Annotated in this window: 24 protein-coding genes and 1 tRNA gene; 11 read left to right on the top strand and 14 right to left on the bottom strand. The window is 62.4% G+C overall.

Going from position 1 to position 26015, the window contains the following annotated elements; all coding sequences use genetic code 11:
* Positions 1-19 precede the first annotated feature (19 nt).
* From plsX to LT40_RS00690, 3 genes are read right to left on the bottom strand one after another with little or no spacing between them, the layout of a single operon-like run.
* Positions 20-1030 (bottom strand): phosphate acyltransferase PlsX, encoded by a 1011-nt coding sequence (gene plsX / locus LT40_RS00700; protein WP_084139694.1) that lies wholly within the window; start codon positions 1028-1030, stop codon positions 20-22.
* 3 nt (positions 1031-1033) lie between these two features.
* Entirely contained in the window at positions 1034-1216 is a 183-nt protein-coding gene (gene rpmF, locus LT40_RS00695; protein ID WP_003179396.1) for a 50S ribosomal protein L32, read from the bottom strand.
* Positions 1217-1229: 13 nt separating this feature from the next.
* Complete coding sequence (locus LT40_RS00690; RefSeq protein WP_043185209.1) at positions 1230-1757, bottom strand: YceD family protein; 528 nt, start codon at positions 1755-1757, stop codon at positions 1230-1232.
* Positions 1758-1851: 94 nt separating this feature from the next.
* On the opposite strand from LT40_RS00690, the gene LT40_RS00685 reads away from it, so the two are divergent.
* Complete coding sequence (locus tag LT40_RS00685) at positions 1852-2430, top strand: Maf family protein (RefSeq protein ID WP_043185205.1); 579 nt, start codon at positions 1852-1854, stop codon at positions 2428-2430.
* Between the two features lie 62 nt (positions 2431-2492).
* Here LT40_RS00685 and LT40_RS00680 read toward each other — a convergent pair whose 3' ends face one another.
* The 3 genes from LT40_RS00680 to rluC are packed head-to-tail and all read right to left on the bottom strand — an operon-like array spanning position 2493 to position 5128.
* Entirely contained in the window at positions 2493-3491 is a 999-nt protein-coding gene (locus LT40_RS00680; protein WP_043185202.1) for a S49 family peptidase, read from the bottom strand.
* The gene (locus LT40_RS00675) at positions 3484-4182 is read right to left on the bottom strand and encodes an HAD-IIIA family hydrolase (RefSeq protein WP_052393163.1); all 699 of its coding nucleotides are present in this window, start codon (positions 4180-4182) and stop codon (positions 3484-3486) included. The genes LT40_RS00680 and LT40_RS00675 overlap by 8 nt, the downstream gene beginning before the upstream one ends.
* Positions 4172-5128 carry a 23S rRNA pseudouridine(955/2504/2580) synthase RluC gene (gene rluC, locus LT40_RS00670; RefSeq protein WP_043185198.1) on the bottom strand — a complete coding sequence of 319 codons (957 nt, stop codon included), beginning with the start codon at positions 5126-5128 and terminating at the stop codon, positions 4172-4174. The genes LT40_RS00675 and rluC overlap by 11 nt, the downstream gene beginning before the upstream one ends.
* 734 nt (positions 5129-5862) lie before the next feature.
* Here rluC and rne point away from each other — a divergent pair.
* The 4 genes from rne to LT40_RS00650 all read left to right on the top strand — a co-directional run bounded on the left by rne (position 5863) and on the right by LT40_RS00650 (position 13684).
* Entirely contained in the window at positions 5863-9291 is a 3429-nt protein-coding gene (gene rne, locus LT40_RS00665) for a ribonuclease E (protein ID WP_475276224.1), read from the top strand.
* 143 nt (positions 9292-9434) lie between these two features.
* A tRNA-Met gene (locus LT40_RS00660) sits at positions 9435-9511 on the top strand.
* A gap of 235 nt (positions 9512-9746) precedes the next feature.
* Positions 9747-12404 carry a bifunctional lysylphosphatidylglycerol flippase/synthetase MprF gene (mprF, locus tag LT40_RS00655; RefSeq protein WP_043185192.1) on the top strand — a complete coding sequence of 886 codons (2658 nt, stop codon included), beginning with the start codon at positions 9747-9749 and terminating at the stop codon, positions 12402-12404.
* Positions 12404-13684: a virulence factor family protein gene (locus tag LT40_RS00650; RefSeq protein WP_043185189.1), complete on the top strand. Its 1281-nt coding sequence runs from the start codon at positions 12404-12406 to the stop codon at positions 13682-13684. The genes mprF and LT40_RS00650 overlap by 1 nt, the downstream gene beginning before the upstream one ends.
* A gap of 141 nt (positions 13685-13825) precedes the next feature.
* Here the strand turns inward: LT40_RS00650 and LT40_RS00645 are convergent, their stop codons facing one another.
* Positions 13826-15724, bottom strand: a complete 1899-nt coding sequence (locus LT40_RS00645; RefSeq protein WP_043185186.1) for a potassium transporter Kup — start codon at positions 15722-15724, stop codon at positions 13826-13828.
* Between the two features lie 196 nt (positions 15725-15920).
* On the opposite strand from LT40_RS00645, the gene rimO reads away from it, so the two are divergent.
* The 4 genes from rimO (at position 15921) to tsaA (ending at position 19336) form a co-directional block, all read left to right on the top strand.
* Entirely contained in the window at positions 15921-17258 is a 1338-nt protein-coding gene (gene rimO / locus LT40_RS00640) for a 30S ribosomal protein S12 methylthiotransferase RimO (protein ID WP_043185185.1), read from the top strand.
* A gap of 152 nt (positions 17259-17410) precedes the next feature.
* A complete protein-coding gene (locus LT40_RS00635) occupies positions 17411-18121 on the top strand; it encodes an rRNA pseudouridine synthase (RefSeq protein WP_043185180.1) in 711 nt (236 codons plus the stop codon).
* Between the two features lie 55 nt (positions 18122-18176).
* Positions 18177-18638, top strand: coding sequence for a YehS family protein (locus LT40_RS00630; RefSeq protein WP_043185176.1), 462 nt, complete (start codon positions 18177-18179; stop codon positions 18636-18638).
* A 5-nt stretch (positions 18639-18643) separates the two neighbouring features.
* The gene (gene tsaA, locus LT40_RS00625; RefSeq protein ID WP_043185173.1) at positions 18644-19336 is read left to right on the top strand and encodes a tRNA (N6-threonylcarbamoyladenosine(37)-N6)-methyltransferase TrmO; all 693 of its coding nucleotides are present in this window, start codon (positions 18644-18646) and stop codon (positions 19334-19336) included.
* 63 nt (positions 19337-19399) lie between these two features.
* Here the strand turns inward: tsaA and fpr are convergent, their stop codons facing one another.
* On the bottom strand, positions 19400-20179 hold the full coding sequence (fpr, locus tag LT40_RS00620) for a ferredoxin-NADP reductase (protein WP_002554680.1): 780 nt from the start codon (positions 20177-20179) through the stop codon (positions 19400-19402).
* Positions 20180-20297: 118 nt separating this feature from the next.
* Between fpr and LT40_RS00615 the strand changes: the two genes are divergently transcribed.
* Positions 20298-21224, top strand: coding sequence for a LysR family transcriptional regulator (locus tag LT40_RS00615; protein WP_043185169.1), 927 nt, complete (start codon positions 20298-20300; stop codon positions 21222-21224).
* 13 nt (positions 21225-21237) lie between these two features.
* Here LT40_RS00615 and LT40_RS00610 read toward each other — a convergent pair whose 3' ends face one another.
* From LT40_RS00610 to LT40_RS00600, 3 genes are all read right to left on the bottom strand, one after another.
* Complete coding sequence (locus LT40_RS00610) at positions 21238-21600, bottom strand: diacylglycerol kinase (protein ID WP_043185166.1); 363 nt, start codon at positions 21598-21600, stop codon at positions 21238-21240.
* Between the two features lie 70 nt (positions 21601-21670).
* On the bottom strand, positions 21671-22321 hold the full coding sequence (gene erdR / locus LT40_RS00605; RefSeq protein ID WP_043185164.1) for a response regulator transcription factor ErdR: 651 nt from the start codon (positions 22319-22321) through the stop codon (positions 21671-21673).
* 123 nt (positions 22322-22444) lie between these two features.
* Positions 22445-23155, bottom strand: a complete 711-nt coding sequence (locus LT40_RS00600; RefSeq protein WP_043185163.1) for a tRNA-uridine aminocarboxypropyltransferase — start codon at positions 23153-23155, stop codon at positions 22445-22447.
* 182 nt (positions 23156-23337) lie between these two features.
* On the opposite strand from LT40_RS00600, the gene LT40_RS00595 reads away from it, so the two are divergent.
* On the top strand, positions 23338-23742 hold the full coding sequence (locus LT40_RS00595; RefSeq protein WP_043185161.1) for a PA3611 family quorum-sensing-regulated virulence factor: 405 nt from the start codon (positions 23338-23340) through the stop codon (positions 23740-23742).
* A 59-nt stretch (positions 23743-23801) separates the two neighbouring features.
* Here LT40_RS00595 and recX read toward each other — a convergent pair whose 3' ends face one another.
* The 3 genes from recX to LT40_RS00580 form a co-directional block, all read right to left on the bottom strand.
* Positions 23802-24269, bottom strand: coding sequence for a recombination regulator RecX (gene recX / locus LT40_RS00590; RefSeq protein WP_043185159.1), 468 nt, complete (start codon positions 24267-24269; stop codon positions 23802-23804).
* Between the two features lie 7 nt (positions 24270-24276).
* Positions 24277-25347, bottom strand: a complete 1071-nt coding sequence (gene recA / locus LT40_RS00585; protein ID WP_043185156.1) for a recombinase RecA — start codon at positions 25345-25347, stop codon at positions 24277-24279.
* 85 nt (positions 25348-25432) lie between these two features.
* Positions 25433-25933 (bottom strand): CinA family protein, encoded by a 501-nt coding sequence (locus LT40_RS00580; protein WP_043185153.1) that lies wholly within the window; start codon positions 25931-25933, stop codon positions 25433-25435.
* Positions 25934-26015: the final 82 nt, after the last annotated feature.

The following is a 26015-nucleotide window of genomic DNA, read 5'->3' as shown; positions in this document are numbered from 1 at the left end:
CACCTCCGGCCGGGCACGCCTAAAGCAGCATCTGCGCCAGCCGCCCATGCAGGCGCTGCGGCAGGTTTTCACGAATCTCGTCCCGTGCCCGGTCTATGGCGCACTGCAGTCCCTCCACGCCAGCGGCGCCGTGGCTCTTGACCACGATGCCTTGCAAGCCGAGAAAACTGGCGCCGTTGTAGCGCGCCGGCGCCAGGTCAGCCTGCAAGCGCTTGAGCAGCGGCATGGCCAAGGCGCCCACGGCCCGCGCCATCAGACTGCTTTGAAACAACGCCTGAACGCGCTCGGCGAACATGCCGGCCAAACCCTCGTTGGACTTGAGCAGAATATTGCCGACGAAGCCGTCGCACACCACCACATCGGCCTCACCTCGGAACACACCATCTCCTTCAATGAAGCCGGTGTAGTTCAGGCCCTGCGCCTTGCGCAACAGGCTCGCTGCCAGCTTGACCTGCTGGTTGCCCTTGATGTCCTCAGTACCGACGTTGAGCAGCGCTACCCGGGGCCGTTCGACACCCAGGGCCTGAGCCGCCACCGAGCCCATCACGGCGAACTGATACAGATGCTCGGCGCTGCAATCGACGTTGGCGCCCAGGTCCAGCAGCTGGCAGTAGCCTCCCCGCGTGGGGATGGCGGCCATCATGGCCGGGCGGTCGATGCCAGGCAGCGTCTTGAGCAAATACCTGGACAGCGCCATCAAGGCCCCGGTGTTACCCGCGCTGACCACAGCCTGGACCTGCTCGTCGCGCAGCAACTGCAGCGCCACTCGCATCGAGGAATCGGGCTTGCCGCGCAACGCCTGTGACGGGCGCTCGTCCATGCCGACGACTTCGCTGGCGGCAGCGACGTGCAGGCGTGAGCGATCCACCGCCGGCTGGCTGGCAATCAGTTCTTCGAGGAGTTGGGGATGACCGACGAGGGTCAGGTGCAGCGAGGGCGTAGCGGACAGGCAGGCAAGGCTGGCCTGAACAATGCTGCGGGGACCGAAGTCCCCGCCCATTGCATCAATCGCGACGGACTGAGCGGACAAGATTTACTCGTCAGCGCCCTTGTCGATCACTTTACGGCCACGGTATACGCCTTCTGGCGATACGTGGTGACGCAGGTGCACTTCACCGGTGGTCTTTTCGACCGACAGGGTGCTTGCCTCGAGTGCGTCGTGCGAACGGCGCATGTCACGGGCAGAGCGGGATTTTTTGTTCTGCTGAACAGCCATAATTGATTAACTCCTAAACGTTTGGGTCACGCTTTAACTGCGCCAATACACTGAACGGGTTGGACCGCGTTACCTCGTCCTCGCTCGGATCGGGATCATCTGCTCCCGCCGGCTGCTGGCATTCTTCCGGATGATGAGCAGGCACGATAGGCAAGGCGAGCAATAGCTCCTCCTCGACCAGCGCCTGCAGATCCAATGGATCTTCGCCCAGTTCCAGCACGTCATAACCTTTCGGTAACGACTGGGTGTTCGCACCCTCCTTCACCACGGCGTAACTGCATTCGCTGTGGATCGGCAGGGTTACCAGCTCAAGACAACGCTGGCAAACCATCTTGACTTCGACGTCCAGGCAGCTGTGGATAACCACGGCTTTGCGTTCGTCTCGCTCGAAAATGAATTTGGCCTGCACCGTACCGACGTTGTCGGAAAGCGGGTCGCAGAGTCTCTCCAAATCGGCCAACTGCAGCGAACCTTCAAGGGTTACGCCACGATCTGCCAATTTGCGCGGGTCAACGTGAGGTGGAATCGGGTCATTCAACATAGGCGCAGCATTCTAGGGACGACCCCCGCACCTGTCAAAGGAAATTCAGGCCCTGGTGCGTGATAGAGTGGCCGTTCATCCACAGGAGCCTGCCATGCCAGCCCTGCTACTCGCTTCCAGCTCCCCCTACCGCCGCGAACTGCTGTCCCGGCTGCGGCTGCCGTTCACGTGTGCGTCGCCCGATATCGACGAAAGCCATCTGCCCGACGAGCCTGCATGCGCACTGGTCAAGCGCCTGGCCGAGCAGAAAGCCAGGGCGTTGTCCGCCCGCCACCCCGGACACCTGATCATCGGTTCGGACCAGGTCGCCGTACTGGGCGACAGGATCCTGGGTAAACCTTTGGACTTCGAGCACGCGTACGAGCAATTAATGGCGGCCAGCGGGCAGTCCGTCACGTTCCTGACCGGGCTGGCGCTATTGAATGTGGACAGTGGCGAATGCCAGGTCGATGTGGTGCCGTTCACAGTGAACATGCGCCCACTGTCGGCCGCCACCATTGAGCGCTACCTATTGGCAGAGCAACCCTACGACTGCGCCGGCAGCTTCAAGGCCGAAGGGTTGGGTGTGAGCTTATTCCAGAGCACCGAAGGTCCAGATGCCACCAGCCTGGTCGGCCTGCCGCTGATTCGTCTGGTGGACATGTTGCTCAAAGAGGGTGTGCAAATCCCTTGAGCCCTGCGCAGCGATCACCGTCGCCTTCGCGGGCAGAGGACTCTTGACCGCACCGCATAACCTCAGCGCAGGCTAGGCCCCTGGAACCCCATCCACAGGGCAATGCGATCGGCAACGCTGGCACCGAATTTTTTAGAGAAGCGGTCCAATGGCGATTCCTTCACGGTGAAGTCGACCATCTCCTTGGCGCCGATCACGTCGCGCGCAACCATGCTGCTGCTGCCCAAGGCGTCGACCAGACCCAACTGCAATGCCTGCTCGCCCGACCAGATCAACCCGGAAAACAGCTCGGGATGCTCCTTGTCCTTGAGTCGGTCGCCACGCCCAGCCTTCACGCTGTCGATGAACTGCCGATGAGTCGTGGCCAGCACACCCTTCCAGAATTCGGTTTCGTCCGCGCGCTGCGGCTGGAACGGATCGAGGAATGCCTTGTGCTCACCCGAGGTATAGGCACGTCGCTCCACGCCCAGCTTTTCCATGGTGCCGACGAAGCCATAGCCGGCTGCAGTCACGCCGATGGAGCCCACCAGACTGGATTTGTCCGCATAGATCTGGTCCGCCGCGCTGGCGATGTAATAGGCGCCGGATGCACCAAGGTCGGCGATTACCGCGTAAACCTTGATGTCCGGGTGCTCGCCGCGCAGGCGACGAATTTCGTCGAACACATAGCCCGATTGCACCGGACTGCCGCCTGGACTGTTGATGCGCAGGATCACGCCTTTTACCTTGGCGTCTTCAAAGGCGTTGCGCAGGCTACCGACGATATTGTCCGCACTTGCCGCTTCCTTGTCGGCAATCACGCCGCGCACGTCGATCACCGCGGTGTACCCGGAGTCACTGCCGGTCGTTGCCTTTTCCATGTCCAGCAGCGGCGAAAACAGAAAGATCGCGCCGAACAGGTAGATAAAGGTCAGCAACTTGAAGAAGATGCCCCAGCGGCGCGCTCGCCGCTGTTCCTGGACGCTGGCCAGCAGCGTCTTTTCCAGCAGTCGCCAGCTTTTCTCATCGCCGATGGGGGCGCTCTCGTCTTCGCTGCGCGGCGCTTTCCATTGGTCAGACATTCTCTACTCCTTGCTCAAGGCCATGCGCGCCGGCGCGACGACTGTCCAGCCACGGCGGCAACTGATCGAACGATTCGATGCACAACTGCGGCTCATATTGCTGCAGCACATGCAGTGGCAGTGCTCCATAGCCCACGGCTACGCTGTGCATGCCAGCATTGCGCGCCATCAGCAGATCGAACGAAGCATCGCCCACCATCAGCGAATGCTGCGGCGCGACCCCGCAATGGCTCATGATCTGCTCAAGCATCAGAGGATGGGGCTTGCCGCGGGTTTCATCGGCTGCGCGGGTAATGTCGAAGAAGTCTTCCCAGCCCTGCGCCTTGAGTACACGATCCAGCCCCCGCCTGGCCTTGCCGGTTGCCACGGCGATGCGGTAACCCTGTTCGCGAAACCCCAGCAAGGCCTCGCGGACGCCGGGGAACAGCGACGAGGGGGTGGCATCGAGGGCCATGTAGGCATCCGCATAGTGATTGCGCATGGCTGTTACCTGCCCTTCGTCGAGCTGGGGATACAGCACGCCAATGGCCTCCGACAACGCCAGGCCGATAATGCCCTTGACCGCCTCGTCGCTGCACGGCAGATACCCTGAAAGCGTCGCCGCAGCGTGCATGGCCTCGACGATTCGGCCGATGGAATCACACAGCGTGCCATCCCAGTCGAAAATCAGCAGTTTGTAATCAGCTTGCACTCAGTCGCTCCACGGTCTTGGCCCAGACATCGTCGACCGGTGCCTCGACCTTGAGTTCGCCGCCATCGGGCAGCGGCACGGTCAGCGCGTAGGCATGCAGAAACAGGCGCTTGCCACCCAGGTCGCGAATTTCCTTGGAGAAGTTCTCGTCACCGTACTTGGTGTCGCCAGCGATTTCATGCCCGGCATGCAGCGCGTGCACGCGGATCTGATGGGTACGCCCGGTAATCGGACGGGCCTCGACGATGGTTGCGAAGTCGCCGAAACGGCGCAGGACCTTGAACAGGGTCAGCGCTTCCTTGCCCTCTTCGTTGATCTCGACCATGCGCTCGCCCGAGCGCAGGTTGCTCTTGAGCAAAGGCGCATTGACCTGCTTCTTGGCAGTCGCCCAGTGCCCGCGCACCAAGGCCATGTAACGCTTGTCGACACCGTCGCCACGCAGCGCGGCGTGCAGGTGGCGCAGCATGCTGCGCTTCTTGGCGATCATCAGCAGGCCCGAGGTGTCGCGATCCAGGCGATGCACCAGCTCGAGCTCCTTGGTGTCGGGACGCAGCTGGCGAAAGGCTTCGATGACGCCGAAGCTCAGGCCACTGCCGCCGTGCACGGCGATGCCTGCCGGCTTGTTCAGCACGATCAATGCCTTGTCTTCGTAGACGATGGCGTCCTCGAGGCGCTGCAGCAACCCTTGCGCCACCGGCACCGGCGCATCGCGCTCGGGCAGGCGCACGGGCGGCACGCGTACGATGTCGCCGGCCTGCAACTTGTATTCAGGCTTGATGCGCCCTTTGTTCACCCGTACTTCGCCCTTGCGCAGGATGCGATAGATCAAGGTTTTAGGCACGCCCTTGAGCGCCGTAATGAGGAAGTTGTCTATGCGTTGGCCGGCAAGTTCCGGCGCAACCTCGATCAGCTGAACGCCGGAGGTTGGGGGAGTAGTAGTCGTCATGGCCGCGATCATAACAATTTTTTATGGATTTGAAGCACTTAATGATTGCTGCTATAGTCGCGAACGCCGCCATAAGCGGTTGGCCAGCGGACAAACGGTTATGAACCGGCCCTGACCAGCGCAATTCTCGAGGACGCGAGGCCGTCCTACGGGGCTTTTGCCAGTTACGGAGTGTTTGAGGGCAACGCCCGCGCAGGTGCGAGAAGACCGATAAAAGCCCAGGAACCCCGGCATACCGGACACCTTCCTGCCTTTGTTCGACGCCACTTTCGCTTCGCAGTCGCCCTCACCCAGTTCAGGTAAGCGCTTCGGAAACCCAATGCCTTAGTCATACAGGGCGAACTTTACGAATTGAAGTTCGCGATATTGCCAACCCGTTGCGGATTCAGCGCGCGGCAGCACCCGAATTATCAGGGATACGTGTAGGGTGGAGATGCACAACCGTCGGACCGTGTAGTACCGCGTCGCGGCAGCAAGCAGCCTCAGGCACTTCTGCCATGCCGGTCTTGAACAAGACGCTCAAGGGCGTCCACGCCAGACGATTGATTCCTCCTCCTGACTGAGTGCTTTTGACACCACAGCAAGCAGGACGCGTCGTCGCGGTTCCGCCCCTGTTGGGCAGATATCGCTGGACACTGCAGTGGCCTAGGCCCTGTTGACGCACCTGACACCGACCGTGAGAAGTCGTGTGTGCCGAACGCCGTTTCCGGCAGCCCGGAAACCGACGGTACTACATGAAAAGAATGCTGATTAACGCAACTCAACCCGAAGAGTTGCGTGTTGCCCTGGTAGACGGCCAGCGCCTCTACGACCTGGACATCGAGTCAGGCGCCCGCGAGCAGAAAAAGGCCAACATCTATAAAGGCCGCATCACTCGCATCGAACCCAGCCTTGAGGCCGCCTTCGTCGACTTCGGCTCGGAACGCCACGGCTTCCTGCCCCTCAAGGAAATCTCCCGCGAATACTTCAAGAAGAACCCCGAAGGCCGCGTCAACATCAAGGAAGTCCTGAGCGAAGGCCAGGAAGTCATCGTCCAGGTCGAGAAGGAAGAACGCGGCAACAAGGGCGCTGCCCTGACCACGTTCATCAGCCTGGCTGGTCGCTACCTGGTGCTGATGCCCAACAACCCGCGGGCCGGTGGCATCTCGCGCCGTATCGAAGGCGAAGAGCGCAACGAACTGCGTGAAGCGCTGAACGGTCTGGTCGCCCCAGCCGACATGGGCCTGATCGTGCGCACTGCCGGCCTTGGCCGCAGCAGCGAAGAGATGCAGTGGGACCTGGACTACCTGCTGCAACTGTGGACCGCGATCAAGGAAGCTTCCCTGGACCGCTCCGCGCCTTTCCTGATCTACCAGGAAAGCAACGTCATCATCCGCGCGATCCGCGACTACCTGCGCCAGGACATCGGCGAAGTGCTGATCGACAGCGTCGAAGCCCAAGACGAAGCCCTGACCTTCATCCGCCAGGTGATGCCGCAGTACGCCAGCAAGATCAAGCTGTACGAAGACAGCGTTCCCCTGTTCAACCGCTTCCAGATCGAAAGCCAGATCGAGACCGCTTTCCAGCGCGTGGTCGAACTGCCTTCCGGTGGCTCGATCGTCATCGACCCGACTGAAGCATTGGTGTCCATCGACATCAACTCGGCGCGCGCCACCAAGGGCAGCGACATCGAAGAAACCGCCCTGCAGACCAACCTCGAAGCGGCCGAGGAAATCGCTCGCCAGTTGCGCCTGCGCGACATCGGCGGCCTGATCGTCATCGACTTCATCGACATGACTCCGGCCAAGAACCAGCGCGCCGTGGAAGACAAGGTCCGTGAATCGCTGGAAGCCGACCGCGCCCGTGTCCAGGTGGGTCGTATTTCCCGCTTCGGTCTGCTGGAAATGTCCCGTCAGCGCCTGCGTCCTTCGCTCGGCGAGAGCAGCGGCATCGTCTGCCCGCGTTGCAGCGGCACCGGCATCATCCGTGACGTCGAATCGCTGTCGCTGGCCATCCTGCGCCTGATCGAAGAAGAAGCCCTGAAGGACCGCACCGCCGAAGTTCGCGCGCAAGTGCCGATCCCCGTCGCGGCCTTCCTGCTCAATGAAAAACGCAACTCGATCACCAAGATCGAACTGCGCACTCGCGCTCGCATCGTCATCCTGCCGAACGATCACCTCGAAACCCCGCATTTCGAAGTGCAACGCCTGCGTGATGACAGCCCGGAAGCCCACAGCGGCCAGTCCAGCTACGAAATCGCCGCTGCTGCCGCTGAAGTCGAAGAAGTCCAGCCAGCCGCTGCCACTCGCACCCTGGTTCGCCAGGAAGCGGCGGTGAAAACTGCACCGACCCGCACCGCTGCCCCCGTTTCCGCGGAAGAAGCTGCCCCGGTGGCTGCTGCAGCACCGACGCCGGCGCCTGCTCCCCAGATCGCCGAACCGAGCCTGTTCAAGGGCCTGGTCAAGTCGCTGGTAAGCCTCTTCGCCACCAAGGAAGCGCCTGCCGCTCCAGTGGTCGTCGAAAAGCCTGCCGCGACTACCACCGAGCGCCCGGCGCGCGAAGAGCGTCGCAACGGTCGCCAGCAGAGCCGCAACCGCAGCAACAGCCGTCGCGACGAAGAGCGCAAGCCGCGTGAAGATCGTGCACCGCGCGAAGACCGTTCCGCCCGCGAGGATGCACCCGCTGCCCGCGAAGAACGCCCTGCCCGCGCACCGCGTGAAGAGCGCCAGCCGCGCGCCCCGCGTGAGGATCGCCGTCCACGCAATGGTGGCGACGACGCACCACGGGTACGCGAACTGCGTGAACCGCTCGATGCGCCGACCGCGCGTGAAGAACGCCCGGCCCGCGAAGAGCGCGCTCCTCGTGAAGAGCGTGTAGTACGCGAAGAGCGTGCCCCTCGTGAAGAACGTGCGCCGCGCGAAGAGCGCCCTGCCCGTGAAGAACGTACCCCAGGCGAAGAGCGTCCGGCTCGCGAAGAACGTCAGCCACGCCCTGCGCGCGAAGAACGTGTCGCACAGCAAAACGCTGCCGAATCCGAAGTCGGCGCGACCGAAGAAGCACTGACCAACGACGAACTGCTGCAGGACGACAACCCGGAAGGCAACGACGGCGACCGCCCGCGTCGTCGCTCCCGTGGTCAGCGTCGCCGCAGCAACCGCCGCGAGCGTCAGCGCGACGCCAACGGGGACGTGATCGAAGGCTCGGAAGAATCGAACGAGTCGGCCACCGAAGGCGAGTCGAACGGTGCAGCCGTGGCAGCCGGCGTTGCCGTCACCGCAGTGGTTGCGCAAAGCGCCATCAGTGCTTCTGCCGAAGCCCAGGCCCATGAACAGGCCGAGCAAGCCAATCGAAGCGTGCAACCTGCCGCTGCCGAAAGCACCGCTGAAAGCGAAAGCCTGGCTGCGCCGGAGATCGTCGCCACCGCGCCGACCGCCGAAGCCGCTGTCGATACACCAGCAGCTGCGCCCGCCCAGTCGGACAGCCCTGCTGAAATCGAGCGCCCTGCGACGGTCTCGGCGCCCGACACCTGGGCCGCGCCTGTCAACGAAAGCGCCGCACCGGTGATCGAGCAACAGCCTGTCGTCGAGGCAGCCAAGCCTGCCGAGACCACTGAGCCTGTGCAACAGGACGCCGCCGAGCCGGTAGAACTGACGCCTCCGTTCGACACCACGCCAACGCCGATCAGCCCACCCGGCGCCGACGTCGAAGTGGACGCACCGGTAGTGGTCGATCCTGCACAAGTCAGCGAGTCTGCGTTCCAGCCTCCCGTCGCTCAAGCCAGCGAAGAAGCACCTTCGCTGCCGGTCGAACCTGCCTTGCACCAGATCAGCGAACCCGCTGCCGCTGAGCCGCTGAGCATCGAGCCTGTGTTTGTCGATGCCGTCGTGGTCGAGCCTGCTTTGGTCGAGCCAGTCAGGTTTGAACCGGCTACTTCCCAGCCGGTTGCCGAACCCGTTCCGGCAAGCGAGCCTGTCGTGGTCGCTGAACCCGAGCCGATCCAGGAAGCTGAACCGGCGCCAGCCGTGCCAAGCAATGGCCGCGCGCCCAACGACCCACGTGAAGTGCGTCGCCGCAAGCGTGAAGCCGAGGAAGCAGCGAAAAACGCTGCATTCAAGCCCGAAGCTGAAGTATCGAGCGCCGCTGACGCGCAAGATGCTCACGACGAGCCCAAGCCTCAGGCGTAATCGCCCTGTGTGAATCAGCCCCCGCCGCGCAAGCGCCGGGGGCTTTTTCTTGGCATCCGAGCAGATAACGGGCTTGTTTTGAAGCTTAATGCATTTTAGGCGTTGACAGCCTGCCAGCTATCTGTAGAATGCGCCTCCACAGACGCGGGATGGAGCAGTCTGGTAGCTCGTCGGGCTCATAACCCGAAGGTCGTCGGTTCAAATCCGGCTCCCGCAACCAAACATCGGAAGGGCCACTCTATAAACGGGTGGCCTTTTTCGTATGCGCTCGAAAAAGCCTGGAGCCGCGGCAACCCAGGCTGCGCACGGGTAATGTGAAAGTTGCTTTACAGTTCGCCAGGCGTCGGTCATCGCTGGCGCACAGGCGTTAGAATGGCGCGAATTATTTTTTCCACAGGGATTGGTACTTTGACGGGATCCCGGCATCCTGTTGCGCACAATCCAAGAGGTGATTGATGCGCTCTGACTTGCCCGATTCAACCGCTGTGGAACTTCCCCCCGCCGCTGCCGCTGCCGGTCCGATCAAACCCGCACGCGCTCGCTGGCTCGATCTGCTGAGCCGCTACCGGCAGCCAGTGGGGCTGGCCGTTACCCTATTGCTGTTTGCCATCGCGCTGCTCGCCTGTCGGCATCTGCTCAGCGAACTGGACATCTACGCACTGCATGACTCGGTGCTGGCTACCCCGCCGGCCGCCTTGGGTGGCGCCCTACTGGCCATGGTCTGCGGGTTCATCATCCTGCTGGGCTATGAATGGTCGGCCAGCCGCTATGCCAACGTGACCCTGCCGGCACGCACCCTGGCTCTGGGCGGTTTCACCTCCTTCGCCATTGGTAATGCCATTGGCTTGTCGATGCTGTCCGGCGGTTCGGTACGTTATCGGCTGTATTCACGGCTGGGCGTAGGCGCGGGCGAAGTGGCGCGCATGACCCTGTTCGCCAGCCTGTCATTGGGCTGCGCCCTGCCGCCGCTGGCCGCAGTGGCCACGCTCAGCAGCCTGCCGGCTGCCTCGCAGGCCTTGGGAGTTTCGCAGGGGCTGCTGGGCACGGTTGCCGCGGTCGTGCTAGTCCTGACCGCGCTGCTGGTGCTGGGCGTATATCGACGCCGCCTGCCCGAGCAGCCATTGCCGCACAACCTGCTGGTGCGGGCGGGACGTCGCACCCTACGCCTGCCCGGGGCGCGCCTGACCCTGCTGCAATTGGTGATTACCGCACTGGACGTGGTAGCCGCGGCAACCGTGCTCTATCTGTTGCTGCCTGAAGCGCCGCCATTTGGCGCTTTCGTCCTGATCTATCTGCTGGCACTTGCCGCAGGCGTACTCAGCCATGTGCCCGGTGGCGTCGGCGTCTTCGAGGCCATCCTGTTGGCGGCGTTCGCCGATACCCTGGGGGCCGCGCCCCTGGCAGCTGCCCTGCTGCTTTATCGCTTGATCTATGTCGTGCTGCCGATGCTGGTGGCCTGCGTGGTGCTGCTGGGCAACGAGGCGCGCCGACTGTTCTTCGCTCAACAGGCCATTCGTGTGGCTTCCGGGCTGGCCGCACCCATTCTGGCGGTGCTGGTGTTCCTGTCGGGCGTGGTGCTGCTGTTTTCCGGTGCCACCCCGGAGATCGACACTCGCCTGCAAGACCTCGGTTTTCTGATCCCCCATCGACTTATCGATGCCTCGCACCTGGGCGCCAGCCTGGTAGGTGTGCTCTGTCTGTTATTGGCCCAAGGCCTGCGCCGTCGCCTGTCGGCGGCCTGGGTATTGACCATGGTGCTGCTGCTGGCGGGCGCCGTGCTGTCGCTGCTCAAGGGTTTCGACTGGGAAGAGGCCTCGCTGCTGTGCATGACCGCACTGCTGCTCGCCGTCTTCAAGCGTTCGTTCTACCGGCCCAGCCGCCTGCTGGAGTTGCCGTTCTCACCGCTGTACCTGATCGCCAGCGTGTGCGTGGTGGGTGCATCGATCTGGTTGCTGTTCTTTGCCTACCAAGACGTGCCCTACAGCACCAAGCTGTGGTGGCAGTTTGCGCTGGACGCTGATGCGCCCCGTGGCCTGCGCTCGGCCCTGGGCAGCGCCGTGCTGCTGATCGTGGTTGCACTGACCTGGCTGCTGCGCACCGCACGCCCGGTGATTCACCTGCCTACACCTGACGAGCTGGAACGCGCCGCGACCATTCTCAAGGCCTCGCACCAACCCGATGGCGGCCTGGCACTGACCGGCGACAAGGCGCTGCTGTTCCACCCCAAGGATGAAGCCTTTCTGATGTACGCTCGTCGCGGACGCAGCCTGGTGGCCCTGTACGACCCTATCGGCCCGACCCAGCCGCGCGCTGAAATGATCTGGCAGTTCCGCGACCTCTGCGACTTTCACCATGCGCGCCCGGTGTTCTATCAGGTCAGGGCTGAGAACCTGCCGTTCTACATGGACATTGGCCTGACGGCGATCAAGCTCGGCGAAGAAGCCCGGGTCGACCTGCACGCGTTCGATCTGGAAGCCAAGGGCAAGGAAATGAAGGATCTGCGCTACACCTGGAACCGCGGCACCCGCGACGGCCTGTCACTGGAGATCTACGAGCCCGGACACGCGCCGCTGGAAGAGCTCAAGGTGATTTCCGATGCCTGGCTCAGTGGCAAGAACGTGCGCGAGAAGGGTTTTTCCCTGGGCCGCTTCAGCCCCGAATACCTGAACCATTTCCGCATCGCGATCGTCCATTTCGAGGGCAAGCCGGTGGCGTTCGCCAACCTGCTGGAGACCCAAAGCACGGAACTGGCCAGCCTGGACCTGATGCGTGCCCATCCCCAGGCGCCCAAGCTGACCATGGAATTCATGATGGTAGGCTTGATCCAGCACTACAAAAAGCATGGCTATGCGCGCTTCAGCCTGGGCATGGTGCCGCTTTCCGGCCTGCAACCGCGGCGCGGCGCACCTTTGACCCAGCGCCTGGGCTCGATGGTCTTCAACCGTGGCGAGCAGCTGTACAATTTTCAGGGCTTGCGCCGTTTCAAGGACAAGTTCCAGCCCACTTGGGAGCCTCGCTACATGGCCGTGCCGGCGGGCCTTGATCCGCTGGTGGCATTGGCCGATACCGCCGCCCTCATTGCAGGTGGCCTGACAGGATTGGTGAAACGCTGATGATTCGACGTTACTGGCGCAAGGCGCTTGCCTTGATCGTGGTTCTGCTGCTGGCGGTTGCCGGCTACTACTGGTGGGCGACCCGCCCTGCCCCGGCCGCGCAGCTCAACGCACAGCGCCTGAGCAATGGCAGCGAGGCCCGCGAGGTGGTCCCCGGCATCCGGAGCAAGTCCCAGGTGGCCATTGCGGTGCCCGCCGCCGAAGCCTTGACCGACAAGCAGTTGCTGGACCTGAGCCGTGATGCCTCGGCGCACATCGTCCAGGTGATCCTCCCGGAAACCGATTGCAGCTTGCAGCAAACCGCACTGAATGCTGCCATCGGGCGGCTCGATGGAGCGCCGGACCTGGTGGCTGGCATTGGCCCGGGTGCTTCACTGGCCTGGCGCTGGCTGGCCACGCAGAACAACGACAAGGCCCAGGCGGTGTCGGTGGACCTGAGCATGGAGAAACCGGACGGTTGCCTGCCTGAATTGCCGAAGAAGGCCGAGCACGGCCAGTGGATGGTCGCCTGGAACGACAACCCCGACGACGCCAGTGCCGCGTTCGTCCGCGATCAACCCAATGCCCAGACCGTCATCAGCGATTACGACGTGAAGCTGCCGCAAGTCCTGAAAAACCAGATCACCGGGATTCTGGTCGGCAGTGACGGCACCCACCTGGCCATTCCTGTGGTCGAAGTGCCCGCCGTGCAGAGCAACGACACCGTCAGCCTGTTTCTTTCCGGCGACGGTGGCTGGCGCGACCTCGACAAGGCAGTGGCCGGTGATATGGCGACAATGGGGTACCCGACAGTGGGTATCGACACCCTGCGCTATTACTGGGAGCACAAGACACCGGAGCAAAGCGCCGACGACCTGGTCGAGCTGATGCATTACTACCGGCAGAAATGGGGTGCCAAGCGGTTCGTGCTGACCGGCTATTCGTTCGGTGCCGACGTGCTTCCGGCGATCTACAACCGCCTGCCTGCCGAGGAACAGGACAGCGTCAGCGCGATCATCCTGCTGGCTTTCGCCCGCAGCGGCAGCTTCGAGATCGAAGTCGAAGGATGGCTGGGCAATGCTGGCAAAGAAGCGCCCACCGGACCGGAGATGGCCAAGCTGCCGGCCGCCAAGGTGGTGTGCGTGTATGGCGAGGAAGAAACCGACGAAAGCGGCTGCACCCAGAGCACTGCAGTAGGCGAGAAGGTCAAACTGCCGGGCGGGCACCATTTCGACGAGGACTACCCGGCGCTGGCCAAGCGGTTGGTGCAGCAGATCGACAAGCGTACGGGTTCCAAGTGACCCGGCCGTAAAGCAAAGCCCCGGACCTGTGTAGGTGCCGGGGCTTTTTCTTGTGGGGTGTCAGGTAGGGCCTCTTCGCGGGCACCGCCCGCTCCTACGGGGGAGTTGTGTCAGCAACGGGCATGCCCTGCCGCCGCACACTTACATCTCCACCTGCGTACCCAGTTCGATCACTCGGTTCACCGGCAGCTTGAAGAAGCGCAGGTTGCCATTGGCGTTCTTCAGCATGAAGGCGAACAACTGCTCGCGCCAGCGCGCCATGCCGGCCAGCTTGGAAGCGATCACCGTCTCGCGACTGAGGAAATAGGTGGTGCGCATCGGGCTGAAGTCCAGGTCTGGCAGATCGCAGAGGGCCAAGGCAGCCGGCACGTCCGGTTCATCCATGAAACCGTAATGCAGAATGACCCGGAAGAACCCTTCGCCATAGCTCTGCACCTCGAAGCGTCGAGCCAGGGGTACCCGCGGCGTGTCTTCGTTGACCACCGTCAACAGCACCACTTGTTCATGCAGCACCTGGTTGTGCAGCATATTGTGCAAAAGCGCGTGGGGCACGGCGTCAGAGCGCGCGGTCAGGAACACTGCCGTGCCCTGGACGCGATGCGGCGGCTGCACACTGATGCTGCCGATGAAGATCGGCAACGGCAGCCCGCCCTCGTCGATCCGCTCCACCAGCAGTTGCTTGCCGCGCTTCCAGGTGGTCATGAGAATGAACAGAACGGTCCCCGCCAGCACCGGAAACGCGCCGCCCTGGATAATCTTCGGCACGTTGGCGGCGAAGAACAGACCATCGACCAGGAGGCAGCCAAGCAGGACCGGCACCGCCAGCACCGGTGGCCATTTCCACAGCAGCAGCATCACGGCCGAGACCAGTATCGTGGTCATCAGCATCGTGCCCGTGACCGCCACACCGTAGGCCGATGCCAGGGCGCCGGAGGATTCGAAGCCGATGACCAGCAATACCACACCGACCATCAACGCCCAGTTAACCGCGCCGATGTAGATCTGCCCCTGTTCGCTGCTCGACGTGTGCTGGATGTGCATGCGCGGAATGTAACCCAGCTGGATGGCCTGCTGGGTCAGGGAAAAGGCCCCGGAAATTACCGCCTGCGAAGCGATCACGGTGGCCAGGGTCGACAATGCCACCAGCGGCACCAAAGCCCAGCCCGGCGCCAGCAGAAAGAACGGGTTACGCGCCGCCTCGGGGTTTTCCAGCAGCAGGCCGCCTTGGCCGAAGTAGTTGAGCACCAGAGCGGGCAGCACCAGAATGAACCAGGCCCGGGCAATCGGCTTGCGGCCAAAATGGCCCATGTCGGCATACAGCGCCTCGGCGCCGGTCAGCGCCAGCACCACGGCACCGAGGATCGCCACGCCCATGCCGGGGTGGACGATGAAAAAGCGCACCGCCCACATCGGATTGAACGCCTTGAGCACCTCGGGGTGCTGATACACGCCGTAGGCGCCGAGCAGCCCCAGCACCAGGAACCATACGACCATCACCGGCCCGAACAACTTGCCGATCCGTTGCGTGCCGTGTTTCTGAATCAGGAACAGCGCGACCAGCACGACTAACGCCATGGGCACCACCCAACGCTCCAGGCCATCGAAGGCCAGCTCCATGCCCTCGATGGCTGAAAGCACCGAGACCGCGGGCGTGATCATGCTGTCGCCGTAGAACAGCGCAGCGCCGGCCAGTCCGCACACCACCATCAGGGCACGCAGTCGGGGCAATGCGGCAGTGGCGCGGGTTGCCAGTGCAGTCAAGGCCATGATGCCGCCTTCGCCCTGGTTGTCGGCGCGCAGCACGAACAGCATGTACTTGATCGAAACGACCCAGATCAGCGACCAGAAGATCAATGAAAGGATACCCAGCACACCATCGTGGGAAATGGGTACGCCATAGCCGCCGGAAAAGACTTCCTTAAGCGTGTACAACGGGCTGGTACCAATGTCGCCATACACGACACCGACCGCTGCCACCAGCATGCCGATCGGTCGGGCCGTCGAATGCCCGCTGCTGCCGTCACTACTTGCCTGAACCATCGACCACTCCCGCACCCGTGATTTGTAACGCCATGTGGCGAGACGCGGCGAAGCATAGCGCAGCACTCGTCGCAATTCCTCGCATAATGCTGGTCAAGCGACCTCGCCATCGCTAGAATTGCGCACTTTTTGATCAGAGGCGTACCCAGCGCCCGCCTGTGCGGCCCACGAGGCCCCATCGATACCGAGGTTAGCCATGTCCACCACTCCTTCGTCGGCCGCTCCAAAGGTCGGCTTCGTCTCGCTGGGTTGCCCCAAGGCCCTGGTCGACTCCGAGCGCATCCTGACTCAGTTGCGCATGGAAGGTTACCAAGTGGTACCGACCTACGAAGACGCCGACGTCGTGGTGGTCAACACCTGTGGCTTCATCGACACCGCCAAGGCGGAGTCGCTGGAAGTGATCGGCGAAGCGCTCAAGGAGAACGGCAAGGTCATCGTCACCGGTTGCATGGGCGTCGAAGAAAATGCCATTCGCAAGGTGCACCCCAGCGTGCTGTCGGTCACCGGCCCCCAGCAATACGAGCAGGTGGTCAACGCGGTGCACCAGGTGGTGCCACCTCGACACGATCACAACCCGCTGATCGACCTGGTGCCGCCCCAGGGCATCAAGCTGACGCCGCGCCATTACGCCTACCTGAAGATTTCCGAAGGCTGCAACCACAGTTGCAGCTTCTGCATCATCCCCTCGATGCGCGGCAAGCTGGTCAGCCGCCCGGTGGGCGATGTGCTGAGCGAGGCCGAGCGCCTGGTCAAGGCCGGGGTAAAGGAAGTGCTGGTGATTTCCCAGGACACCAGCGCCTATGGCGTAGACGTCAAGTACAAGACTGATTTCTGGAACGGTCGCCCGGTCAAGACGCGCATGCTCGAACTGTGCGAAGCCCTGAGCAGCCTGGGTGTCTGGGTCCGCCTGCACTACGTGTACCCCTACCCCAACGTCGACGACATCATTCCACTGATGGCCGCCGGCAAGATCCTGCCGTACTTGGACATTCCATTCCAGCACGCTAGCCCGAAAGTGCTCAAGGCGATGAAGCGCCCGGCCTTCGAAGACAAGACCCTGGCGCGCATCAAGAAGTGGCGCGAGCAGTGCCCGGACCTGATCATCCGCTCGACCTTCATCGTCGGCTTCCCCGGCGAAACCGAAGAAGACTTCCAGTACCTGCTGGACTGGCTGAGCGAAGCGCAGCTGGACCGCGTCGGCTGCTTCCAGTATTCGCCGGTCGAGGGCGCACCGGCCAACCTGCTGGACGCCGCCATCGTTCCGGATGACGTGAAGCAGGACCGCTGGGATCGCTTCATGGCGCACCAGCAGGCAATCAGCGCCGCACGTCTGCAGATGCGCATCGGCAAGCGTGTGGAAGTGTTGATCGATGAAGTGGAAGAACAAGGCGCGGTTGGCCGCTGCTTCTTCGATGCTCCGGAAATCGACGGCAACGTGTTCATCGACGATGCCACCCACCTCAAGCCGGGCGACAAGGTCTGGTGCACCATCGTCGACGCCGACGAATACGATTTGTGGGCCGAACTGGCCTGATTCGCATCCCTGTAAGGCAACAGACGGGGCAGCGGCGAACCTCCCGGTTCGCCGTCGCGCCCACCGCCGTCGCCCAAGGCCGGGCAATCTGCGCGGGCTTAACCGCCTCCAGGCAGTTACACTAGCGCCCTTTCCTTGCTACGGCCGCAGTCATGTCTGAACCCATTCGTCTCTCCAAACGCCTCATCGAACTGGTCGGGTGTTCCCGCCGCGAGGCTGAACTCTTCATCGAAGGCGGCTGGGTGTCCGTGGATGGCGTGGTGGTCGACGAGCCGCAGTTCAAGGTGGACGCGCAAAAGGTCGAGCTCGATCCCCAGGCTAAGGCCGAAGCACCGGAGCCGGTGACCCTGTTGCTGCACCAGGCACCGGGCCAGAGCGCCGAAGAGGCGCTGGCCACCCTTACCGCGCAAACCTTGTCCAGCGAGCACGGCTTCGGCAAGCGCCCTCTCAAAGGCCACTTCCTGCGCCTGAGCTGCGCGGCCGAGCTGCCGGCCAATGCCAGCGGCCTGCAGATCTTCACCCAGGATTGGAAGACCCTGCGCAAGCTGACCGCCGACGCGGCCAAGATCGAACAGGAATACGTGGTGGAAATCACCGGCGAGATGAGCCCCCACGGCCTCAATCGCCTCAACCACGGCGCGATGTACAAGGGCAAGACGCTGCCGGCGGTCAAGGCCAGTTGGCAGAACGAGACACGCCTGCGCTTCGCCCTGAAAAATCCAGCCCCCGGCGTGCTGCAGCAACTGTGCGCCAGTGTCGGCCTGACGATCGTCTCGATCCGCCGCATTCGCGTGGGCGGGGTATCGATGGGCAAGCTGCCGCTGGATCAGTGGCGCTACCTTTCGACCAAGGAAAAATTCTGAACCCTCTCTTTTTCCGGCGCTGCCTGGGCAGTGTCGTTCAACCAGGACATACCTCATGATTCACAACGATGTACTGCGCAGCGTGCGCTACATGCTCGACATCAGCGATGGCAAAGTGGCCGACATCACGGCACTGGGCGGGCTGGAGATCAGCAAGGCCGACGTCATCAGCTACACCAAGAAGGATGAGGAAGAAGGTTTCGAGCATTGCCCGGACGCCGTTCTGGCGCACTTTCTCGATGGCCTGGTGATCTATCGTCGTGGCCGTGACGAGAGCCGTCCCGCCCAGCCGGTCGAGCTGCCGGTCACCAACAACATCGTGCTGAAGAAACTGCGCGTTGCCTTCGAACTCAAGGAAGACGACATGCACGCCGTGCTCAAGTCGGTCGACTTCCCGGTGTCCAAGCCCGAGCTGAGCGCCCTGTTCCGCAAGTTTGGCCATAACAACTACCGCCCCTGCGGCGACCAGTTGCTGCGCAACTTCCTCAAGGGCCTGACCTTGCGGGTCCGCGGTTAAGCCCCATGGCCTACAGCGTCGAGCCCATTGGTTTTGTCCGCTCCTGCTTCAAGGAAAAATTCGCCATTCCGCGTCAGCCCCAGCTGGCGCCGGCTGCGCGCGGCGTGCTGGAACTGCTGCCACCGTTCGATCAAGGTGAGGCCATACAGGGCCTGGAGCAGGTCAGCCATGTGTGGCTGCTGTTCCTGTTCCATGAGGTCCTGGAAGACAAGCCCCGCTTGAAGGTTCGTCCACCGCGCCTGGGGGGCAATACGTCGATGGGTGTCTTCGCCACTCGGGCTACCCATCGGCCCAATGGCATCGGCCAGTCGGTCGTTCGGCTGGACAAGGTCGAAAATGCACGCCTGCACCTTTCGGGCATCGACTTGCTGGACGGCACCCCCGTGCTGGATATCAAGCCCTACGTGCCTTACGCGGACAACGTGCCTGGCGCCGTCAACGCGATCGCCAGCGCCGCGCCCGAGCCCATCGCCGTGCAGTGGCAGGACAGCGGACTGATGCAGGCCCGAACGCACGCCGCACGCCTGGGACAGCCCTTGGTCGAACTGATCGAACAGTGCCTGGCCCAGGACCCGCGTCCGGCCTATCAAAAGCCCTCGCCCGAACGTGAATATGGCGCCCGATTCTGGGATGTAGATGTGCGCTGGCACTACCCGCGACCCGGCCTGATTCGCGTGTTGGAAGTGGTGCTGCCCTAACCCTTTTCACCGGCCACAAAAAAACCGCCCGAGGGCGGTTTTTTCAGAACGCTGGTCAGCTGCTTACTTCTCGACGAAGGCGCGCTCGATCAGGTAGTCACCCGGCTCACGCATGCGCGGCGAAACGGTCAGGCCGAAGCTGTTGAGCACTTCGCTGGTCTCGTCGAGCATGCTCGGGCTGCCGCACAGCATGGCGCGATCGTCCTGAGGGTTGATCGGCGGCAGGCCGATGTCGCTGAACAGCTTGCCACTGCGCATCAGGTCGGTCAGGCGACCTTCGTTCTCGAACGGCTCGCGCGTCACGGTGGGGTAGTAGATCAGCTTGTCGCGCAGCGCTTCGCCGAAGAACTCGTTCTGCGGCAGATGCTCGGTGATGAACTCGCGGTAGGCGACCTCGTTCACGTAACGCACGCCGTGGCAGAGAATGACCTTCTCGAAACGTTCGTAGGTTTCCGGGTCCTGGATGACGCTCATGAACGGTGCCAGGCCCGTGCCGGTGCTCAGCAGGTACAGGTGCTTGCCCGGCTTGAGGTCGTCGAGCACCAGCGTGCCGGTAGGCTTCTTGCTGATGATGATCTCGTCGCCTTCCTTGAGGTGCTGCAGCTGCGAAGTCAGCGGGCCATCGGGCACCTTGATGCTGAAGAATTCCAGATGCTCTTCCCAGTTCGGGCTGGCGATCGAGTAGGCGCGCATAAGCGGGCGGCCGTTGGGCTGTTGCAGGCCGATCATCACGAACTGCCCGTTCTCGAAGCGCAGGCCCGGATCGCGGGTGCACTTGAAGCTAAACAGGGTGTCATTCCAGTGATGAACACTGAGTACACGTTCGTGGTTCATGTTGCTCATGTACGGGGCTCCTAGAAAAAGCGTACGCCTGACAGGGGCGCGAGTGCGCAGTAGTTTACGGGGATCAACAATATCTGTTAAATGGATTATTAAGATATGGGTAATCGGTTATATAGATATGCGATTCACACTTCGTCAACTGCAAGTCTTCGTCACCGTGGCCCAGCAGGAAAGCGTGTCGCGCGCTGCCAACCTGCTTTCGCTGTCGCAGTCAGCAGCCAGCACCTCCATCACCGAGCTTGAGCGGCAATCCAGCTGCCAGCTGTTCGACCGCGCCGGTAAGCGTCTGAGCCTCAACGCCCTGGGCCATCAACTGCTGCCCCAGGCCGTGGCCCTGCTCGACCAGGCCAAGGAAATCGAAGACCTGCTCAACGGCAAGTCCGGATTCGGCTCGCTGGCCGTAGGCGCGACCCTGACCATCGGCAACTACCTGGCCACCCTGCTGATCGGCCGTTTCATGCAGGTGCACCCGGAAAGCCAGGTCAAGCTGCACGTCCAGAACACGGCGAACATCGTCCAGCAGGTCGCCCATTACGAAATCGACCTGGGTTTGATCGAGGGTGACTGCAGCCACCCCGACATCGAAGTGCAGCCCTGGGTCGAGGACGAACTGGTGGTGTTCTGCGCACCACGCCACCCACTGGCCTCCGTGCCCAGCGCCAGCCTGGCCTTGCTGACGCAAGAAGCGTGGATTCTGCGCGAACAAGGCTCGGGCACGCGCCTGACCTTCGACCAGGCCATGCGTCACCATCGCCTTGCGCTCAACATCCGTCTCGAACTGGAACACACCGAGGCGATCAAGCGTGCCGTGGAGTCCGGGTTGGGCATCGGCTGCATTTCCCGACTGGCCCTGCGCGACGCCTTTCGCCGCGGCAGCCTGGTGCCGGTGCACACGCCCGAACTGGATCTGGCGCGGCAGTTCTATTTCATCTGGCACAAACGCAAATACCAGACCTCGGCCATGCGCGAGTTTCTCGAACTGTGCCGCGCCTTCACCGCCGGCGCCCAGCGCAGCGACGAGATCGTGCTGCCCGACATCGCCTGACCTCAGGCGCCGGTCACAGCAGAATCACTGCCCACACCAGCACGATCATGGTCAGCGCAACGAACTGCGCCGCACTGCCCATGTCCTTGGCATTCTTCGACAGGGGGTGGCGATCCAGGGAAATACGGTCGATGGCCGCTTCGATCGCCGAGTTCAGCAGCTCCACGATCAGTGCCAGCAGGCACACGGCAATGAGCACGGCCCGCTCCACGCGACTGACGTGCAACAGAAAGCTCAATGGCACCAGCACGACATTGAGCAGCACCAACTGGCGGAACGCCGCTTCGCCGGTGAAAGCGGCACGCAGGCCGTCAAAGGAGTAGCCAGTGGCGTTGAGAATACGTTTGAGGCCGGTCTGGCCCTTGAAAGGTGACATGCGCGACGATCCGGAAAGGGAAAACGGCCGACACTGAAACGTTCGGCATTGAAAGAGGTGACGGTACAGCTCAGTTTGCGGAGGTGGACTCCAATTGTTGCAACAGCAGTGCCGCCTGGGTACGGGTGCGTACACCAAGCTTGCGAAAGATTGCCGTCACATGCGCCTTGATGGTGGCTTCCGACACACTGAGCTCATAGGCGATCTGCTTGTTCAACAGGCCCTCGCACACCATGGTTAGCACCCTGAACTGCTGGGGCGTCAAGCTGGCCAGCCCATCGCTGGCGGCTTTGGCTTCCGCCGATACGCTGACCGCCTCGAATGCCTGCGGCGGCCACCAGACCTCTCCGTCCAGCACATCACGCACGGCGGCCTGAATGTTTTCCAGCGAGCTCGACTTGGGAATGAACCCACTGGCACCGAATTCGCGCGAGCGAACCATCACCCATGCGTCTTCCTGGGCTGAAACCATCACCACCGGGATCTGCGGATACTGACCGCGCAGCAAGACCAACCCTGAAAAGCCATAGGCGCCCGGCATGTTGAGATCCAGCAGGACCAGGTCCCAGTCGGCTTTTTCGTCGAGACGCCCCTCGAGCTCGGCAATACTTGCCACTTCGACCAGACGCACGTCCGCGCCCAGCCCCAGGGTCAAGGCCTGGTGCAACGCACTGCGAAACAGCGGATGGTCATCGGCGATCAGGATTTGGTAAGTGGCCATCGATCACAGGATTCCAGGAAATGAAGCCGCTCGGACAGTACCGCCCGATTCGGCGCCAAGAATGCCGACCGCGGCCATGGTGGTCAAGCGACTCCATGACCTGAGCCTGCGTCGTGAACAGGATTATAGATAATCGGCCAAAAACCGATGCGCTGCATCGCTCTCGTCCACAGGTTCCTGAAATTTCGCCGCCAGGTAGTGCGCACTGAACACGTCCAGATAGGCATCCAGCACCCGCGCCGCTGCCTCGTCCCCGGCCAGTTCCAGACACAGTGCTGCCACTTCGGCGGTGCAGAAGTGATCGTCGCGCTTGGAGCGGCGCAGGGTGTAGCGCGACAGCTGTTCCGGCGCCAGGCTCAATACCGGCAACGAGGCCAGGTAAGGGCTCTTGCGGAACATCTTGCGTGCTTCGGTCCAGGTGGCGTCCAGCAGTATGAACAAGGGACGCCGGCCAGGTTCGCGTGGCACGCTGCTTGTCACACGCTGCGGTTCGACGAACTCGCCGGGAAAGACCAGGTAGGGCTGCCACTGGGGGTCGGCCAGCAGCGCCAGCAACTGCGGGTCCACCGCAACTCGCGACCACATGAAGGCATGGGTGTCGGCGATCACGTCGGCAATCAGCCAACCTGTGTTGCTGGGCTTCATGGGTTCGACGTCGTGCATCAGCAGGCACATGGCCGAACGTGCCGCTACATGGGGCCGCCAGGCACATAGGCAGTACTGGGGAATGACCCGACAGCGCGGACAGCGAGGCGCGCGCGAACCCCTTGCGGTAAATGGCTGGGTACTGCGCGCCAAACGCTCGCTGCGCAGACGGAAAACGGCATGGCTCATCGCGGATCACGCTGGGGACTGGGGCGCGGATTCTAGCAGAGCTGACCATGGGAGCGATGCCGATGGTGAGCCGACGTGCCGCACCGTATAATCTGGTTACCCTCAGAGGTGGGTGAACGCCTGTACCATCGACAGGTCTTACGCCCACTTGTCTTGCCCGGCTTTTTGCCCAGGAGTGTTTCATGCTGCGCTTTATCGCCCCGTCCCTCGCCTTGCTGCTCGCCCTGCCGCTGGCTGCCCACGCTGCATCGTTGAAGGAGATGGAGCTGTCGAAAAACCTGCAGAAAGTGGCTCAGCAAAGCAGCGTGGGCACACCGCGCGCAATTAATGAAGACATCCTCGATCAGGGTTTCACCGTTGAAGGCAAGCAGCTGATCAACCATCTGAGCGTTCGCGAAAGCCAGGCTGAACAAATGCGTCGCGACCCCAAAGTGGTGTACATGCAACTAGGTGCCAGCGTGTGTCGCAACAAAGGATTTCGCAACCTGATGGCACAGGGCGCAGTGATGCGCTACGACTTTACCGAATACAAGACAAATCGCACCATTGGCACTCAGAGCTACACCGCCAAGGATTGCGGTAAGTAATCACTCGCCTTAGCTGCGGTGACTGCAAACCTGCGTCGCCGCGGTGGCAGTGCTTGAGCTCAGTCCAGATCCTTGCCGTTGAGCAGACGGGAAATCAGCTCCATCGGGTAGCCCCGATAAGCCAGGAAGCGTGTTTGCTGGGCGCGTTCCTTGATTTCCACAGGCAGCCTGCCAGCGAACTTGCGTTCCCAGACATCGCGCAACTGCACTCCCCAGTCGAATCCGCTATCGCGAAGTGCCTGCTCGACCTCGCCGCGCAGCAAGCCGCGCTGGGTCAGGTCTTCGCGTATTCGCGCAGGCCCATACCCAGAGTTGGCTCGATAACGAATGAAGCTTTCCAGATAGCGCGCTTCTGACAGCAAGCCTTCGTCGGTGAGACGATCGAGCTCGGTGTCGATCATTTCAGGGCAAGCGCCGCGCTGACGCAGTTTGCGCGTCAGCTCGACTCGACCGTGCTCACGTCGCGCGAGCAGGTCCATGGCAGACCGTCGCACTGCGACGGGTGTATCCAATACGACAGGTGGCATCGACTGATCAGAAATCAGCTTCAGCTTCAGCCGTGTCGGCAGCCGGCGCGGTAGCCGCCGAGGCCTTGTCCGCTGCAGCCTTGTCGGTACCGCCGGTCAGCAGTTTGTCGCGGATCTGCTTCTCCAGAGTGGCTTTGATCTCTGGGTTGTCTTGCAGGAACTTGGCCGAGTTGGCCTTGCCCTGACCGATCTTGCTGCCCTGGTAGCTATACCAGGCACCCGACTTCTCCAGCAGGCCGTTGGCCACACCCAGATCGACGATTTCGCCGTTCAGGTAGATGCCCTTGCCGTACAGGATCTGGAACTCGGCCTGACGGAACGGTGGTGCCACCTTGTTCTTGACGACTTTGACGCGAGTTTCGCTGCCAACTACTTCGTCGCCTTCCTTGACCGCGCCGGTACGACGGATGTCCAGGCGAACCGAAGCGTAGAACTTCAGCGCGTTACCACCGGTGGTGGTTTCCGGGCTGCCGAACATCACGCCGATCTTCATGCGGATCTGGTTGATGAAGATGACCAGGCAGTTGGCGTTCTTGATGTTACCGGTGATCTTGCGCAGCGCCTGCGACATCAGGCGTGCCTGCAGACCCACGTGCATGTCGCCCATCTCGCCTTCGATTTCAGCCTTGGGCACCAGCGCGGCGACGGAGTCGACGATGATCACGTCCACTGCGTTGGAACGCACCAGCATGTCGGTGATTTCCAGCGCCTGCTCACCGGTGTCCGGCTGGGACACCAGCAGGTCATCGACATTGACACCCAGCTTACCGGCGTATTCGGGATCCAACGCGTGCTCGGCGTCGACGAAAGCGCAGGTTGCCCCTGCCTTTTGAGCCTGAGCGATGACCGAAAGCGTCAGCGTGGTTTTACCCGACGATTCCGGGCCGTAGATTTCGACGATCCGGCCTTTTGGCAGACCGCCGATACCCAGCGCGATATCCAGACCGAGCGAACCGGTAGAGATGGCCGGGATCGCTTGGCGATCGTGGTCACCCATGCGCATGACGGCGCCTTTACCGAATTGACGTTCGATCTGACCCAGGGCCGCAGCCAAGGCACGCTTCTTGTTGTCGTCCATTGAAGTCCTCACGTAATCAATAAGGCCTGACGGCCGGAACACCTGTATAAGTAGCCAGTATTATTCCACATACCATGCCCCTCGCCTACCCCGGAAATGGTTTTTCTCCAGTGGCAAGGTGTAACAAACCCTGAAGCGCGCAGACCACGGTTTGCCGGCGCACGGCGTCGCGGTCACCGGCAAACTGCTCGCGCCGGCTGAATACCTGAGTACCATCGGCCCACGCCAGCCACACCGTGCCCACCGGCTTGTCGACGGAGCCACCACCAGGGCCGGCGACGCCACTGACCGCCACGGCAAAGCGCGCCCTGCTGTGCCACTGCGCACCGCGAGCCATGGCCTCGACCACCTCGCGACTGACCGCGCCGACTTGCTCGAACAACTCGGGCGAGACCTGCAGCTGAGCGGTTTTCTGCGCATTGGAATAGGTGACATAGCCGGCTTCGAACCAGGCCGAGCTGCCGGCGATTCGCGTGATCGCCTCGGCAATACCACCACCTGTGCAAGATTCCGCCGTAGTGACCTGGGCGCCCAGGCCGAGCAGGCGCTCGCCGAGGTCGGCAGAGAGTGAGGTCGAGGCGTCCATAGCAGCTCCTATATAAGACGGCCGAAGAGGCTACGCCCTCGCGCCATGCTGGTCAAAGTCACCGTGGGCCGCCTGAATACGA

The sequence above is a fragment of the Pseudomonas rhizosphaerae genome, assembly GCF_000761155.1.
Classification (GTDB): Bacteria; Pseudomonadota; Gammaproteobacteria; order Pseudomonadales; family Pseudomonadaceae; genus Aquipseudomonas; species Aquipseudomonas rhizosphaerae.
The sequence above is the reverse complement of the archived record's forward strand: the minus strand, read 5'-3'. Positions and strand labels throughout refer to the sequence as shown.

What these genes read in the sequence shown, in the direction of transcription:
- rpmF (WP_003179396.1), bottom strand. Translation starts at nt 1,216, where the DNA reads ATGGCTGTTCAGCAGAACAAAAAATCCCGCTCTGCCCGTGACATGCGC.
- LT40_RS00690 (WP_043185209.1), bottom strand. Translation starts at nt 1,757, where the DNA reads ATGTTGAATGACCCGATTCCACCTCACGTTGACCCGCGCAAATTGGCA.
- LT40_RS00685 (WP_043185205.1), top strand. Translation starts at nt 1,852, where the DNA reads ATGCCAGCCCTGCTACTCGCTTCCAGCTCCCCCTACCGCCGCGAACTG.
- LT40_RS00680 (WP_043185202.1), bottom strand. Translation starts at nt 3,491, where the DNA reads ATGTCTGACCAATGGAAAGCGCCGCGCAGCGAAGACGAGAGCGCCCCC.
- rluC (WP_043185198.1), bottom strand. Translation starts at nt 5,128, where the DNA reads ATGACGACTACTACTCCCCCAACCTCCGGCGTTCAGCTGATCGAGGTT.
- rne (WP_475276224.1), top strand. Translation starts at nt 5,863, where the DNA reads ATGAAAAGAATGCTGATTAACGCAACTCAACCCGAAGAGTTGCGTGTT.
- mprF (WP_043185192.1), top strand. Translation starts at nt 9,747, where the DNA reads ATGCGCTCTGACTTGCCCGATTCAACCGCTGTGGAACTTCCCCCCGCC.
- LT40_RS00650 (WP_043185189.1), top strand. Translation starts at nt 12,404, where the DNA reads ATGATTCGACGTTACTGGCGCAAGGCGCTTGCCTTGATCGTGGTTCTG.
- LT40_RS00645 (WP_043185186.1), bottom strand. Translation starts at nt 15,724, where the DNA reads ATGGTTCAGGCAAGTAGTGACGGCAGCAGCGGGCATTCGACGGCCCGA.
- rimO (WP_043185185.1), top strand. Translation starts at nt 15,921, where the DNA reads ATGTCCACCACTCCTTCGTCGGCCGCTCCAAAGGTCGGCTTCGTCTCG.
- LT40_RS00635 (WP_043185180.1), top strand. Translation starts at nt 17,411, where the DNA reads ATGTCTGAACCCATTCGTCTCTCCAAACGCCTCATCGAACTGGTCGGG.
- LT40_RS00630 (WP_043185176.1), top strand. Translation starts at nt 18,177, where the DNA reads ATGATTCACAACGATGTACTGCGCAGCGTGCGCTACATGCTCGACATC.
- tsaA (WP_043185173.1), top strand. Translation starts at nt 18,644, where the DNA reads ATGGCCTACAGCGTCGAGCCCATTGGTTTTGTCCGCTCCTGCTTCAAG.
- fpr (WP_002554680.1), bottom strand. Translation starts at nt 20,179, where the DNA reads ATGAGCAACATGAACCACGAACGTGTACTCAGTGTTCATCACTGGAAT.
- LT40_RS00615 (WP_043185169.1), top strand. Translation starts at nt 20,298, where the DNA reads ATGCGATTCACACTTCGTCAACTGCAAGTCTTCGTCACCGTGGCCCAG.
- LT40_RS00610 (WP_043185166.1), bottom strand. Translation starts at nt 21,600, where the DNA reads ATGTCACCTTTCAAGGGCCAGACCGGCCTCAAACGTATTCTCAACGCC.
- erdR (WP_043185164.1), bottom strand. Translation starts at nt 22,321, where the DNA reads ATGGCCACTTACCAAATCCTGATCGCCGATGACCATCCGCTGTTTCGC.
- LT40_RS00600 (WP_043185163.1), bottom strand. Translation starts at nt 23,155, where the DNA reads ATGAGCCATGCCGTTTTCCGTCTGCGCAGCGAGCGTTTGGCGCGCAGT.
- LT40_RS00595 (WP_043185161.1), top strand. Translation starts at nt 23,338, where the DNA reads ATGCTGCGCTTTATCGCCCCGTCCCTCGCCTTGCTGCTCGCCCTGCCG.
- recX (WP_043185159.1), bottom strand. Translation starts at nt 24,269, where the DNA reads ATGCCACCTGTCGTATTGGATACACCCGTCGCAGTGCGACGGTCTGCC.
- recA (WP_043185156.1), bottom strand. Translation starts at nt 25,347, where the DNA reads ATGGACGACAACAAGAAGCGTGCCTTGGCTGCGGCCCTGGGTCAGATC.
- LT40_RS00580 (WP_043185153.1), bottom strand. Translation starts at nt 25,933, where the DNA reads ATGGACGCCTCGACCTCACTCTCTGCCGACCTCGGCGAGCGCCTGCTC.